The 13,342-nt window shown below is 65.0% G+C and carries 12 protein-coding genes; 3 read left to right on the top strand and 9 right to left on the bottom strand.

Annotated features, from left to right (window positions below; translation table 11 throughout):
• Positions 1 to 2: 2 nt before the first annotated feature.
• On the bottom strand, positions 3 to 1,043 hold the full coding sequence (locus tag ACLQ3J_RS06475; RefSeq protein ID WP_425902597.1) for a patatin-like phospholipase family protein: 1,041 nt from the start codon (positions 1,041 to 1,043) through the stop codon (positions 3 to 5).
• A 166-nt stretch (positions 1,044 to 1,209) separates the two neighbouring features.
• Here ACLQ3J_RS06475 and ACLQ3J_RS06470 point away from each other — a divergent pair, with 166 nt between their 5' ends.
• Positions 1,210 to 1,530: a hypothetical protein gene (locus ACLQ3J_RS06470; protein WP_169651312.1), complete on the top strand. Its 321-nt coding sequence runs from the start codon at positions 1,210 to 1,212 to the stop codon at positions 1,528 to 1,530.
• Between the two features lie 21 nt (positions 1,531 to 1,551).
• Here the strand turns inward: ACLQ3J_RS06470 and ACLQ3J_RS06465 are convergent, their stop codons facing one another.
• Positions 1,552 to 2,406: a nitroreductase family protein gene (locus ACLQ3J_RS06465; RefSeq protein WP_425902596.1), complete on the bottom strand. Its 855-nt coding sequence runs from the start codon at positions 2,404 to 2,406 to the stop codon at positions 1,552 to 1,554.
• Between the two features lie 181 nt (positions 2,407 to 2,587).
• Here ACLQ3J_RS06465 and ACLQ3J_RS06460 point away from each other — a divergent pair, with 181 nt between their 5' ends.
• Complete coding sequence (locus ACLQ3J_RS06460; protein ID WP_169619255.1) at positions 2,588 to 2,788, top strand: PspC domain-containing protein; 201 nt, start codon at positions 2,588 to 2,590, stop codon at positions 2,786 to 2,788.
• Here ACLQ3J_RS06460 and ACLQ3J_RS06455 read toward each other — a convergent pair.
• The gene (locus ACLQ3J_RS06455) at positions 2,755 to 3,663 is read right to left on the bottom strand and encodes a LysR family transcriptional regulator (protein ID WP_169619253.1); all 909 of its coding nucleotides are present in this window, start codon (positions 3,661 to 3,663) and stop codon (positions 2,755 to 2,757) included. The two genes, ACLQ3J_RS06460 and ACLQ3J_RS06455, sit on opposite strands and share 34 nt — an antisense overlap.
• Positions 3,664 to 3,747: 84 nt before the next feature.
• On the opposite strand from ACLQ3J_RS06455, the gene ACLQ3J_RS06450 reads away from it, so the two are divergent.
• A complete protein-coding gene (locus ACLQ3J_RS06450) occupies positions 3,748 to 4,737 on the top strand; it encodes a bile acid:sodium symporter family protein (protein ID WP_425902595.1) in 990 nt (329 codons plus the stop codon).
• A gap of 613 nt (positions 4,738 to 5,350) precedes the next feature.
• On the opposite strand, the gene ACLQ3J_RS06445 is transcribed toward ACLQ3J_RS06450, so the two are convergent.
• From ACLQ3J_RS06445 to htpG, 6 genes are all read right to left on the bottom strand, one after another.
• On the bottom strand, positions 5,351 to 6,352 hold the full coding sequence (locus tag ACLQ3J_RS06445) for an alpha/beta hydrolase (protein WP_425902594.1): 1,002 nt from the start codon (positions 6,350 to 6,352) through the stop codon (positions 5,351 to 5,353).
• 314 nt (positions 6,353 to 6,666) lie between these two features.
• Positions 6,667 to 7,701 (bottom strand): alpha/beta hydrolase, encoded by a 1,035-nt coding sequence (locus ACLQ3J_RS06440; protein WP_425902593.1) that lies wholly within the window; start codon positions 7,699 to 7,701, stop codon positions 6,667 to 6,669.
• Positions 7,702 to 8,039: 338 nt separating this feature from the next.
• Positions 8,040 to 9,665, bottom strand: a complete 1,626-nt coding sequence (gene groL, locus ACLQ3J_RS06435; protein ID WP_169619250.1) for a chaperonin GroEL — start codon at positions 9,663 to 9,665, stop codon at positions 8,040 to 8,042.
• Between the two features lie 222 nt (positions 9,666 to 9,887).
• Positions 9,888 to 10,415 carry a DUF6764 family protein gene (locus ACLQ3J_RS06430; RefSeq protein ID WP_169651315.1) on the bottom strand — a complete coding sequence of 176 codons (528 nt, stop codon included), beginning with the start codon at positions 10,413 to 10,415 and terminating at the stop codon, positions 9,888 to 9,890.
• 120 nt (positions 10,416 to 10,535) lie between these two features.
• Positions 10,536 to 11,312 carry an HAD-IIA family hydrolase gene (locus tag ACLQ3J_RS06425; protein WP_169651316.1) on the bottom strand — a complete coding sequence of 259 codons (777 nt, stop codon included), beginning with the start codon at positions 11,310 to 11,312 and terminating at the stop codon, positions 10,536 to 10,538.
• Positions 11,313 to 11,416: 104 nt separating this feature from the next.
• The gene (gene htpG / locus ACLQ3J_RS06420) at positions 11,417 to 13,342 is read right to left on the bottom strand and encodes a molecular chaperone HtpG (RefSeq protein ID WP_169651317.1); all 1,926 of its coding nucleotides are present in this window, start codon (positions 13,340 to 13,342) and stop codon (positions 11,417 to 11,419) included.

Genomic DNA, 13,342 nt, shown 5'->3' with positions numbered 1-13,342 from the left:
GACTAGGCCGATCCGGGCTCGTCGTTCGCCGGTTCGGGCGCGACCTCCCGCGTGGCGGAGTCCGGGATGCCGGCGTCGTCGAGCGCCGCCGCGGTGAGCGTTCTCCCCAGAGCGATCATGTCCGCGGCCCTGTGGAAATCGAGACTCCGGCACGCGGTTCGCGGGACCTCGACGAACACGTCCGGCGGATAGGCGGCGAGCTGGAACCGCGACAGGGCCGACTGCATGATGTCGAGCGACCGGTTCATCACCGCAACGCGTCCGAACTTCGGCGTCGGCGCGTCGTCCGTTCCGGTATCCGCCTCGGGGACCGTCGTGTCCGCGAACGAGTCGTCGTTGTCGACGCTGCTCGCGGAGAACCGGTTGACCACCGATCGCACGATGTCGGTTTCGAGCACCGAGGCAGCGCTACGACGGAAACGTCCCATCCATTCCTCGGCAGGCCGCGGTTCCGAACTCGCGTTCTCGGGTGAGTGCGGCCGACCGCCGTCCTCTCCGGCGAGACTGACGCCGATCGTGAGATCAGCGTGCATTCCGACGGTCGGGGCGATCGGCAACGGCGACAGTGTGCCTCCGTCGGTGAGAACCCTGCCGTTGAGCACCACGGGAGTGATGACGCCGGGAATTGCGATCGACGCTCGGATCGCCGCGTCGACGGGACCCCGCTGGAACCACACCGCGCGTCCCGCCGCGAGGTCGGTGGCAACGGCCGTGAACGGGATCGGCAGATCCTCGATCGAGACCTCTCCGAGTATGTCGCGCATCTTCGACAGGATCCGCTCGGCGTGGATGGCGCCGGGAGCCGACACCGACACGTCGAGCAGCCGCACGACATCCATCTGGGACAGGCTCAGCGCCCATTGCGTGTACGGCTCGAGTTTGCCCGCCGCGTAGACACCCCCGACCAGCGCACCCATCGAAGCGCCTGCCACGCCGACGATTTCGAGGCCGCGTTCCTCGATCACCTGGATCGCGCCGATATGCGCATACCCCCTGGCGCCCCCGCTCCCCAGCGCAAGCGCCACCCGTGTCCGTCCCGCCATGGACCCGATCGTACGCAGACCCACCCGCATCGCACCCCGGATTCCGCTCGACCCCGAGGTCGAGTTCAGGGTCGAGATGGGGGACGTGCCCGGATGTGTTCGGGTGCATGTCCGGCGCACGATAGACGTGTTCGTTTTCGCGGGTCACTCACCATCGGGAGAATTCATGCGCACCAGGGTCATTGCAGCACTCTTCGCCGGCGCGGCGGCCGTCGCTCTCGGAACAGGCACTGCCACAGCACAAACCGTTCCCGTCGTCGTCGGCATGAGCCAGCAGTCGGCGGTCGAGCTTCTCACCGAACGCAACATTCCTCATTCGATCACGAACCGGTCGGGCAATCTGTCGGGTCATTGCGTCGTCACCGAGCAACGCGACAAGGGAAACCGCGTCGAGGTCGACTACGAGTACGACCACGAGGACGGGGCATTCGAGCGCGTCGAAACCGAGGTCTGGCGCGGAATCGGACTCACCGTCGTCTGCCGTTGAGCACTGCCCACGGACGAGTCCTCACTCGAATCCGAACCCTCGCTGCAGCAATGCTTGCCGCAGTCCTTCCCGGTGCCCCAGCGCACCCGGTGCGGCAAAACGACCGAGGACGCGCTCGCTCCAACTGTCCGGCAAGCCCTGGCCCCGGTAGAACTGCGCAATGGCGTCCTCGTACGCGGCTACCCCTTCCTCCTCCCCATCCTCCGCGCCGGACCCGTACTGCTCTCGATGCAGCACGACGTCCTGACCGAGCCGCGGCTTGACCTCCGGATACTCGGCCGGGTCGGGACGGCCCACCACCAGCCCGACCACGGCGAAACTGTGGTCGGGCATGGCCAGTTCGGAGGCAAGGTCGGTCGGGTGGTCGCGGAGCGCCCCGATGAATACCGTGCCGAGCCCGAGTGATTCCGCGGCGAGTGCGGCGTTCTGCGCGGCCAGGGTCGTGTCGACGATCCCGAGCACTGCCGATTCGAGATAGCCCGCGTTGACGAGGTCTCTGCCACGCCTCGTCGCCAACCGGGCGGCACGCGCCAGATCCGCGACCCACACCAGGAGAAGAGGCGCGTTGCGCACCGACTCCTGGTTGCCGGCGAGTTCCGCTATGCGGCCGAGGCGCTCACGATCGGTCACCGCGATCACACTCCACAACTGCAGGTTGCTTGAACTGGCAGCCGACGAAGCCGCCGCGACGATCGCACGGAGGTGGCTTTCGGACACCTTCTCGGGCAGGAACTTCCGTACCGACCGGTGCGCGAGCTGAACCGCAAGAACGTCGTTCCACAGTAATGGGTCGATGCGGGCGCCTACACGTTCGGCTTCATCGGCGCCGTAGCGGCGAAGCAAGGCGACGAGACGACGATCGCTGACGGTGTCCATGGTCGGGAACTCCTTTCTCGAAAACATGACGAACACCGAGTCTGCTCTTCCCGATCACGACCGGCGATACTTGGCCTCATCCTGATCCTGGGTCTCGCTCGCACCCCCGAGAGAAAGATCAGGGTAGAGATCCGGGTTCGTCCCCGATGTGCGGAAGGCTCACAACCGGCACGATCGAATCATGACATTCGAGAACAACACCCCCCGTCCCTTCGCCCGCTCCTCGTCGCAGCGCATGCTCGGTGGCGTCTGCGGAGGCCTCGCCGAATACTTCGGCCTGGACGTCAATCTCGTCCGCGCGGGCGCGGTGCTCGCAGCGTTCGTCACCGGTGGCACGGCAGTGCTTCTCTACCTCGCCCTGTGGATGCTGCTGCCGGAATGAGGGTCGGTGTCGTGGGTATCGCGCACCAGCCGGTCGGCGTTGGCCAGAATCGCTGCACGGAGTGCACGCTCCGGCTCACTGAGCACGCTTCGGCGCGCGACGAGCACGAAATCGAGATGACCGGCATCGGGTAACCGGCGGGTTGCGGACCGAACAGGAACGAGACCCGCCGGTGGGAGCCGGCTCGCATGCAGAACGACACCCAGCCCCGCCAGTGCTGCAGCGCTCAACCCGATGAGACTGTCGGCGACGCATGTCACCCGCGCTCCGTATCCGCACCGCTGGAGCACGTCGAGCGCGATCTCCCGGGTCAGCGACGGGTGGGGATAGGTGACGAGCGGTATCGGTCCCTCCGGGTCCGGCACGAAGCCGGGTGCGCCGAGGAACTCGAGCTTGTCACGGAAGATCAGTTCGCCGTGACGCTCGCCGGGCCGGCGCTTTCCGAACATGAGATCGAGATCGCCGTCCTCCAGGCTGCGGTGCAGGTTCTCACTGAGTCCGACGGTGAGTTCGAAATCCACACGCGGATGCCCCCGCCGGAACTCGGCGAGGATCGCGGGGAGTTCGTGGAGCACCAGATCGTCGGACGCGCCGAACCGCACGCGCCCACTGACGGTGGATTCGGTGAAGTAACGCTGGGCGGCGTGGTGACGCTCGAGGATCTCGCGGGCGAATCCGAGCATCGCGCTCCCGTCGGCGGTCGGCTCGACGGTGTGGGTGTCGCGCACGAACAGCCGACGACCCGCAGTCGCCTCGAGTTTGGCGACGTGCTGACTCACGGTGGATTGCCGCAGGCCCAGGCGCCGCGCCGCCGCCGTGAAACTGCGTTCGCTTTCGACGGCCAGGAAACTACGGAGGTGGACGGGATCGAACACCCCTGCATTCAATCACAATCTGTGATCACAGTGATCGCGGTAATCGGCTTCTCGAATCAGCCCACCATGGCCTAGCGTCGAACCATGCTGGCGAAGATCCCGTTTCTCAATCGACTCGACCCGTTCCTTGTCGGAATCGTGCTGACAGTTGCCGTCGCCGCGGCCCTGCCCGCACACGGCGTCGGGCTCGATGTCTTCACATGGGCATCGAAGATCGCGATCGGCCTTCTCTTCTTCCTGTACGGCGCGCGCCTGTCTACCGCCGAAGCCGTGGCGGGCCTGAGACATTGGCGGCTGCACGCGACCATTCTCGCGGTCACCTTCGTGATCTTCCCGCTCCTCGGCCTTGCTGCCAAGGTCTTCGTTCCGTGGCTGCTCACCGAGCCGCTCTATCTGGGTGTGTTGTACCTGTGCCTGCTGCCCTCGACAGTGCAGTCCTCGATCGCACTGGTCTCCGTTGCGCGCGGCAATATCCCCGGCGCGGTCGTCTCGGCATCTGCCTCGAGCCTGCTCGGAATTCTGTTCACCCCGGCACTCGTGGCGGTGACGATGAGTACGCAAGGAGTGACCTTCAGTTCCGCGGCAGTGCTGGACATCGTGCTCATGTTGCTGGTCCCCTTCGTCGCGGGCCAGGTCATGCGCCGCTGGATCGGGGGCTGGGTCACGGCACACGGCAAGCCCCTCAAGCTCGTCGACCGCGGTTCCATTCTGCTCGTCGTCTATGTCGCGTTCAGTCGCGGCATGAACGAGGGCATCTGGACCCAGTTGTCTGTTCTGCGTCTGCTTGCACTCGCCGGAGTGTGCATACTCCTGCTGGCGATCGTGCTGGCGCTCACCTGGTACGCGCCCGCCAAACTCGGATTCTCGTACGAGGACCGGACGGCCATCCTCTTCTGCGGTTCCACCAAGTCGCTCGCCACCGGCCTGCCGATGGCCACGGTTCTGTTTCCCGGAGAACCCATCGGACTGATCATTCTTCCCCTCATGCTGTTTCACCAGATTCAGCTGCTGGTGTGTGCAGCGATCGCCGCCCGACTCGCGAAGCAATCGGCCGAGCCGGCGCTGCAAGGCTGATCAGGCCGGAGGGAACCGGCGGTCCGGCGCTGACGAACGCGCCCACGAAACGGAAGAGGCCGTGAGCCCCGAACCTCGGGACTCACGGCCTCATAATCCACTCTTTACAGCGAGCCGGTCAGCAGTACCGGCGCGATCACCAGGATCAGTTCGACGAACTGGCTGATGGCTTCGAAACCACTCGAGATGCTACCCATGTTTCCTCCAGATTCCTGCCGGAGACCTCATGCCCCCGGGCGTCGGATACAGCGACGATCGACGGTCAGGTACAACCAGCGATCGGGTACAGCGGCGATCGGGTTATGCGGCGATCAGCTGATGAACTGCGCGGTCTGCAGGAGCAGCGAGAAGAAGAAGTTGATGATCTCGGTGATCGTTGTGCTACCCATGTGTCCTCCTGGAGACGATGAAACAGATCGGTTGCGGCACAGTAAATTTCGGATCCGAGCGGGTGCCGTGCGGCCAACCATACTGTTCGGTACTTAAAGCGTCAATGGTTTTCGTGGAGAAGTCGTGAGCGCTGATGATTCGCTAATCCACTGTGCATCAACATAATTCGCACAGTAGATCGCGGTGCGCCCATGACAGGTGAGCGCACCCGACCGTGCAAATATCAGCGCGTCTCCATAGCCCTCGCAAGCATGGGCCACGAGTTGTGCAAGTCGTCTTCCCAGTAGCCCCAGGAATGCGTTCCGGTCGGGCGGAACTCGAACACAGCGGGTATATCCAGCTCTTCGAGCCTGGCTGCGAGACGCCGTGTGCAGTCGTCGACCGCAGCCTCGATCACGCCGCCCATCACCACCTGGTTCAACAGCAGAGCCGGGTCGTTCCCGACCGAACGGGCGCCGAGGTGCTCATGCTTGCCCGGGAGTCCGGTAGCCGAGGAGACATAGAGGTCGATACCTCGTAACTTCTCGGCGTTGACGTACGGGTCGTTCTCGACCCATCCGGGACCGTCGAGCGGGCCCCACATGTTTTCCACATCGGCTCCTCCGCGGCTTTCGACCACGGTCTGGATATAGAGTTGCCCGAGTTCTGTACTCGTTTCGGCACATCCGCTGTAGGCGCCCACCGCCCGGTACAACGTCGGCTTCGCGATGGCGAGGCCCAACACCGACGTCCCCGACATCGACAGCCCCGCGATGGCATTCACACCTGTCGTACCGAAGGCGGCATCGATGACCGGAGGAAGCTCACGCGTGAGGAAGGTGGTCCACTTGTTGCGGCCGAGTACCGGATCGTCCCGTCGCCAGTCGGTGTAGTAGCTGAATGATCCGTCCAGCGGAGTCACGACGTTGACGTTCTTGTCGGCGAAGAATTCGTCGATGTCCGTCTGCTCGTCCCAGGTGGCCACCCCCTGCCCTCCGCCGGCCCCGTTCAGCAGATAGAGCGTGGGGGCGGCGCGACTCGTGTCGGCCGGTGTGCGCACACGAAGCGGCACGACCCGGTCCATCGCCGCGGAGTACACGTGGGCCACCACCGCGCGTTCGTTCTCGACAACGATGTGGGACAGATACGAAACATTCTGTGCGGACGCAATATTCGGCAGCGCGACGAGAACCGTCGCCGCTACCCCCACAACCGCAAGTATCCGCTGGAACAACGCCGAGATCACTCGACCCTCCCTGATGCTTCGTCGACGCACGCGGCGACGCCCGATGACCGCCCTCCGAATAGTCCGGAGACGCATCAATAGATACACCACGAGAAGGAGGAATAGTGCGAAACGGGCATTCCGGTGGGAGTCAGCCCAGTTTCCGAGGCGTGCACCTGGGGTCCGGCCACATCGGACCCACCCGGTCATCCGTCGACAGCGACGCCAACGACGGATTTTGTCCGCTGCCGCGAACCGCCGTATACGACGAACCGGTCATCACCATCGAAGGTGATGACCGGTTCGTCAAGTGCGCGCACCGGGTCGGTGTCGTCTCAGCTCACCTCGAGTGCGTTCGCAAGCATGGGCCACGAGTTGTGCAGATCGTCTTCCCAATAACCCCAGGAATGCGTTCCCGCCGGACGGAAGTCGAACACAGCGGGAATTTCCAGCTCCTCCAGGCGCGCAGCCAACCGGCGCGTGCAGTTGTCGACCGCAGCCTCGATCACGCCTCCGACAACCACCTGGTTCGCCAGCACGCCCGGATCGTCGCCGATCCTGGAAGAGCCGAGACGATCATGCTTACCCGGCAACCCGGTAGCAGAGGAGATGTAGAGATCGATGCCACGCAACTTCTCGGCGTGGACAAAGGGATCGTTTTCGACCCAACCGGGGCCGCCGTACGGGCCCCACATGTTCTCCGCGTTCGCTTCTCCACGACTCTCCACCACTGCCCGGACATAGAGTTGCCCGAGTTCGGTGCTCGTTTCGGCACAGCCGCTGTAGGCACCCACCGCCTTGTACAGCGTCGGCTCCGCGATCGCGAGACTCAGAACCGAAGTCCCCGACATCGACAATCCCGCGATCGCATTCGTGCCGCTCGTGCCGAATTCGGCATCGATGATCGGCGGGAGTTCACGAGTGAGGAACGTCGTCCACTTGTTCCGGCCCAGAATCGGGTCGTCCTCGAGCCAATCGGTGTAGTAGGTGAACGAGCCGTCCAACGGAGTGACGACGTTGACGTTCTTGTCGGCGAAGAACTCGTCCATGTTCGTCTGCGCATCCCAGGTGGCCACCCCTTGCCCGCCACTGGCACCGTTGAGCAGATAGAGCGTCGGACTCGGCACGCTCGTGTCCGCCGGCGTGTACACGCGCAGCGCCACTTCACGATCCATCGCTGCGGAGTACACGTGGGCCACCACGACGCGATCGCTCTTGACCTCGATGCGGGACAGATGCGAAACCGGCTCGGCGGAAGCAATGCCCGGTGCTCCGAGGAGAACCAGCACCCCTATCCCTACAGTGGCGATCGCTCGCCGGAACAACGCCGAGATCACTCGACCGACCTCCCGTGTGCTTTCGTCAGCCAAACGGCGACGCTGGGTTACCGCCCTGAATAATCGAGGGCTCTGTCAATTGATACACCATAGACCTCCCAATGGGAATGAATCGGACATCGGGTTCGGGGGTGGGATTTCGGGTCTCGAAGGTCAGGGTCGCGGCCGGAAGGACGGGGCCGGGCCGTGTACGCACCCCGGGCACTCAGCGGCCGCGAGTTACGCAGGTCGTCCGCTCGGTAATCCCGGGAATGCGTTCCTGCCGAACGCATCAGGAACAACGAGGCTCCCCGGACATGCCGCGAGGCCCGAACCCATCGAGATGGGTTCGGGCCTCGCGGAGGACTACCTGGCGTATGCCGGGGGCTGGATCAGAAGTCCATGCCGCCCATGCCGCCGGTCGGATCGCCGGCCGGAGCAGAAGACTTCTCCGGCTTGTCGGCGACAACGGCCTCGGTGGTCAGGAACAGAGCCGCGATGGACGCTGCGTTCTGCAGCGCCGAGCGGGTGACCTTGACCGGGTCGTTGATGCCTGCAGCGAGCAGGTCGCCGTACTCGTTGGTCGCGGCGTTGAGGCCGTGGCCCGCGGGCAGGTTGCGAACCTTCTCGGCAACGACGCCGGGCTCGAGGCCGGCGTTGAAGGCGATCTGCTTCAGCGGTGCTTCGAGAGCAACGCGGACGATGTTCGCACCGGTCGCCTCGTCGCCCTCGAGCTTGAGCTCGTCCAGAGCCGGAGCGGCCTGCAGAAGTGCAACGCCACCGCCGGCGACGATGCCCTCTTCGACTGCTGCCTTGGCGTTACGCACGGCATCTTCGATGCGGTGCTTGCGCTCCTTGAGCTCGACCTCGGTCGCAGCGCCGGCCTTGATGACGGCGACGCCACCGGCCAGCTTGGCCAGGCGCTCCTGCAGCTTCTCGCGGTCGTAATCCGAATCCGACGCCTCGATCTCGGCGCGGATCTGGTTGACGCGACCGGCGATGGAGTCGGGATCGCCCGCACCCTCGACGATGGTGGTCTCGTCCTTGGTGACGACGACCTTGCGTGCCTGGCCGAGGAGCTCGACGCCGGCTGTCTCGAGCGAGAGGCCGACCTCTTCGCTGATGACCTCGCCACCGGTGAGGATGGCGATGTCGGCGAGCTGAGCCTTACGGCGATCGCCGAAGCCCGGAGCCTTGACGGCGACGGACTTGAAGGTGCCGCGGATCTTGTTCAGCACCAGGGTCGACAGGGCTTCGCCCTCGACATCCTCGGCGATGATCAGCAGCGGCTTGCCCGACTGGATGACCTTCTCGAGCAGCGGCAGCAGGTCCTTGACCGTGGAGATCTTGGAGCTGACGAGCAGGATGTAGGGATCCTCGAGCACTGCCTCCTGACGCTCTGCGTCAGTGGCGAAGTAGAGGGAGATGTAGCCCTTGTCGAAGCGCATGCCCTCGGTCAGCTCGAGCTGAAGGCCGAAGGTGTTCGACTCCTCGACGGTGATGACGCCTTCTTTGCCCACCTTGTCGATGGCCTCGGCGATGAGCTCACCGATCGCGGGGTCACCGGCGGAGATGCCGGCGGTAGCAGCGATCTGCTCCTTGGTCTCGACTTCCTTGGCGGTGTCGAGCAGCCGGGCCGTGACAGCCTCGACGGCCTTCTCGATGCCGCGCTTGAGGCCGAGCGGGTTCGCTCCTGCTGCAACATTGCGCAGACCCTCGCGCACCAGCGCCTGGGCGAGAACGGTGGCGGTGGTGGTGCCGTCACCCGCAACGTCGTCGGTCTTCTTGGCGACTTCCTTGACCAGCTCGGCGCCGATCTTCTCGTACGGGTCCTCGAGCTCGATCTCCTTGGCGATGGACACACCATCGTTGGTGATCGTGGGAGCGCCCCACTTCTTCTCGAGAACGACGTTGCGACCCTTGGGGCCCAACGTCACCTTGACTGCGTCGGCGAGGCTGTTGAGGCCCCGTTCGAGGCCGCGACGAGCCTCTTCGTCGAACGCGATGATCTTGGCCATTGCGAAGTGATCCTCCGGGTATGGGGGTGACACGCTTGCCGGCCGGGTTCAGTGCCCGCGACGGACGACCAGGGAGTGTCGTTATTCCCGGTCTCACCGTCCCGACCTGGCACTCACGTGTTGCGAGTGCTAAGTGCATTCTTAGCACTCGGGGGTGGTGAGTGCAAGATTACAGGCACTCACCACCCCCGTCACAGTGCAGCGGAAAAACGCGGAAGAAAGTTATCGACGCGTAGAACCGACACCCACGGCGCACCACTGACCGGTCGCCGTGTTGACCGCGAACGACTGGGCACCCACGCAGGTCACGCCGGTCGTATCGGCGGTCGCACCCGAGCCCCAGCCCGCGACCGACACCGTCATGGCCGGTCCCTCGGCCCACGAATGACTCAGCCCGCCGCCGAGCGCGTACGCGTAGGAGCGGCCTCCGTCGGCCGCCCCGCTGAGAGCGGTGCCGAATCCGGTTGCGTGGGACTCGGCAGCTCCCCCTCGCTCCGCGACGGACACCGCGGTGCCGCTGTCGGCAGCCGACGCGCGCGCCGTGGCGCCCGGAGCGGCCGTCGCGCCGCAACTCGCGGCGTCCGAGACGAGGATCTGGTTTGCGGACGGCGGAGACAGACACGTCACCGGAGCGGCCGCCGCGGTCCCGGTCCCCATGAAAGCGGCCGACGCCACGCCGAGGGCGACGAGCACACCGGCGCGTGCGACACGGCGGCCGGAGAGAACGGAACGGAAGGATCGAATGGACAAAGAGCACTCCTCTGCGCTGGATTGCCTCTACAGGAGACGGTGAGGGCTGATCCCCCGGCGGTAGGGTACCGATCACACCGGACGGGCGCGAGGAACCACCTCACAGGTGGACGTGCGTCCTCAGAGGGCGTCGAGCAGTGCCGGCAGATCGGCCACCGAGTCGATCACATGGTCGGGCTCGTCGACCGAGAGATCGAGCACCGACTGGCGAAACTTCCCGGTACGTACCAGAACTCCGGTCATACCGAGCCGCTGACCGGGAACCACCTCACCCGCGAGGTCGTCACCGACCACGACGATGGAGTCGGGTTCCGCGCCCATCAGGTCCGCCGCGACGAGGAACCCGCGCATCGAGGGCTTGCCTACCGTCACCGCGGTCCGGCCGGTCAACTCCTCGAGCCCGGCGAGGTACGACCCGGTGTCGAGGCGCAACCCGTCGTCCGTCTGCCACGACATCGCCCGGTGCATCGCAACGACAGGCACTCCGCCGAGCATCAGGTCCGCGACCCTGCTCAGCGAGCGGTGGTCGTAATGACGACCTGCTCCACCCAGGACGACGACCTCGGGATCGACGTCGTCCTGCACGATGCCCTCGAGATCGTCCTCGATATCACCGTCGTTCAGTACCCAGCAGCGGCGACCCGGGTAGGTCTGCCGGACGTATTCCGCGGTGAGTCCCGCGGCCGTCACTATTTCGTCCGGATCGACCGGCATTCCCAGATCGGTGAGCGAGCGCGCGATCGCGGAGCGCGTGCGCGAAGTGGTGTTGGTGAGAAATGCCCGGGTCACGCCGTCCTCGCGCAACCGGGCCAGCACGTCGGCGGCCCCCGGCACCGGCTTCCACGAGGTGACGATCACGCCCTCGATGTCGAACAGAACTCCACCCACGTCACTCATGAACCGACCCTATCGATGACGTGGCGGGCAGAGCCAGGGGGGCGGAAGCGGACGTCGGTTCCGCACCGCCCCCGGGCCCGATCACACCGCCCCCCTGGGCCCGACTACACCGTGCGGGCGAGGCGGTCGGCGAGAAGCCGGGTGAAGCGCGCCGGGTCCTCGACCTCACCGCCTTCGGCGATCAGCGCCATCCCGTACAGCAGTTCCGCGGTCTCGGCGAGCGCGGGATCGTCGTTGCGTTCCGCGTGCGCCGTGCGAAGACCCGAGACGAGCGGATGTCCGGCGTTGAGTTCGAGGATGCGCTTGGTTCGCGGGATCGGCTGGCCCGATGCCCGGTACATGCGCTCGAGCGCCGGCGACATGCTGAAGGTGTCGCCCACGATGCAGGCGGGCGATGTCGTGAGGCGCGACGAGAGCCGCACCTCCTTGACGTGTTCGTCGAGGGTGTCCTTCATCCACGTCAGGAGGTCGCCGAACTCTTTCTCCTGCTCCTCGCGTTCGGCTTCGGCTGCCTTCTTCTCGTCGTCGGTGTCGAGATCGACCTCGCCCTTGGCGACGGAGCGGAACGGCTTGCCGTCGTACTCGGGAACCGACGTCACCCACATCTCGTCGACCGGGTCGGTCAGCAACAGCACCTCGATGCCCTTCGCCGCGAACGCCTCCATGTGCGGGGAGCTTTCGAGCAGCTGCCGGGACTCGCCGGTGATGTAGTAGATCTCGTCCTGGCCGTCCTTCATGCGTTCGACGTATCCGGCGAGCGTCGTCTGCTCGTCGTCACTCGCCGTCGAGTCGAAGGACGCGATCTCGAGAAGCGTGTCGCGGTTGTCGGTATCGGAGATCAGGCCTTCCTTGAGGACGCGGCCGAACTCGTTCCAGAAGGTCCGGTACTTCTCGGCGTCCTGCGTCGCCATGTCCTTGACCGTCGACAGGACCTTCTTCGTGAGCCGGCGGCGGATCGCGCGGATCTGCCGGTCCTGCTGCAGAATCTCGCGGGAGACGTTGAGCGAGAGGTCCTGCGCGTCGACGACACCCTTGACGAACCGCAGGTACTCGGGAACGAGATCCTCGCAGTCGTCCATGATGAAGACGCGCTTGACGTAGAGCTGGATGCCTGTCGTCCGCTCCCGGGCGAACAGGTCGAACGGTGCATGGCTCGGAATGAAGAGCAGCGCCTGGTACTCGAAGGTCCCCTCCGCGCGCATGGGAATGATCTCGAGGGGTTCGTCCCATGCGTGCGCGACGTGCTTGTAGAACTCGGTGTACTCCTCGTCGGACACCTCGTCCCGCGAGCGCGCCCACAGTGCCTTCTGCGAATTGAGCGTCTTGGTCTCGACGCCGACCTCGTCGGTACCGTCCTCACCCTTGGTGGTGCGCGTGACCTCCATACGAATCGGCCAGGCGATGAAGTCGGAGTACTTCTTGACGATCTCCTCGAGCTTCCACTGCGAGGTGTAGTCGAAGAGGTGGTCGTCGGCATCCTCCGGCTTGAGGTGGAGGGTGACGGACGTGCCCTGCGGGGCGTCGTCGACGGTCTCGATCGTGTAGGTGGATTCTCCGCTCGATTCCCACCTGGTTCCCGAGGGTTCGCCCGCCTTGCGGGTGACCAGCGTGACCTTGTCGGCGACCATGAACGAGGCGTAGAAACCGATGCCGAACTGGCCGATCAGTTCCTGGGATGCGGCGGCGTCCTTGGCTTCGCGCAACTTCTGCCGCAGTTCACCGGTGCCCGAACGCGCGAGCGTGCCGATCAGATCGACGACTTCGTCGCGCGTCATGCCGATGCCGTTGTCCCGGACCGTGAGGGTGCGGGCCTCCTTGTCGACCGCGAGTTCGATGTGCAGGTCGGACGTGTCGACCTGCAGATCCTTGTCGCGGAAGGACTCGAGCCGGAGCTTGTCCAGCGCATCGGAGGCGTTGGAGATCAACTCACGAAGGAACGTGTCCTTGTTGGAGTAGATCGAGTGGATCATCAGATCGAGCAGTTGGCGCGTTTCGGCCTGGAACTCACGCTGTTCGACGTGTGTGCTCAT

The sequence above is a fragment of the Rhodococcus sp. DT1 genome, assembly GCF_049844875.1.
In the GTDB taxonomy this organism is placed as follows: Bacteria; Actinomycetota; Actinomycetes; order Mycobacteriales; family Mycobacteriaceae; genus Rhodococcus.
The sequence above is the reverse complement of the archived record's forward strand: the minus strand, read 5'-3'. Positions and strand labels throughout refer to the sequence as shown.

What these genes read in the sequence shown, in the direction of transcription:
- groL (WP_169619250.1), bottom strand. Translation starts at nt 9,665, where the DNA reads ATGGCCAAGATCATCGCGTTCGACGAAGAGGCTCGTCGCGGCCTCGAA.
- htpG (WP_169651317.1), bottom strand. Translation starts at nt 13,342, where the DNA reads ATGAGCACACACGTCGAACAGCGTGAGTTCCAGGCCGAAACGCGCCAA.
- ACLQ3J_RS06465 (WP_425902596.1), bottom strand. Translation starts at nt 2,406, where the DNA reads ATGGACACCGTCAGCGATCGTCGTCTCGTCGCCTTGCTTCGCCGCTAC.
- ACLQ3J_RS06470 (WP_169651312.1), top strand. Translation starts at nt 1,210, where the DNA reads ATGCGCACCAGGGTCATTGCAGCACTCTTCGCCGGCGCGGCGGCCGTC.
- ACLQ3J_RS06450 (WP_425902595.1), top strand. Translation starts at nt 3,748, where the DNA reads ATGCTGGCGAAGATCCCGTTTCTCAATCGACTCGACCCGTTCCTTGTC.
- ACLQ3J_RS06460 (WP_169619255.1), top strand. Translation starts at nt 2,588, where the DNA reads ATGACATTCGAGAACAACACCCCCCGTCCCTTCGCCCGCTCCTCGTCG.
- ACLQ3J_RS06475 (WP_425902597.1), bottom strand. Translation starts at nt 1,043, where the DNA reads ATGGCGGGACGGACACGGGTGGCGCTTGCGCTGGGGAGCGGGGGCGCC.
- ACLQ3J_RS06425 (WP_169651316.1), bottom strand. Translation starts at nt 11,312, where the DNA reads ATGAGTGACGTGGGTGGAGTTCTGTTCGACATCGAGGGCGTGATCGTC.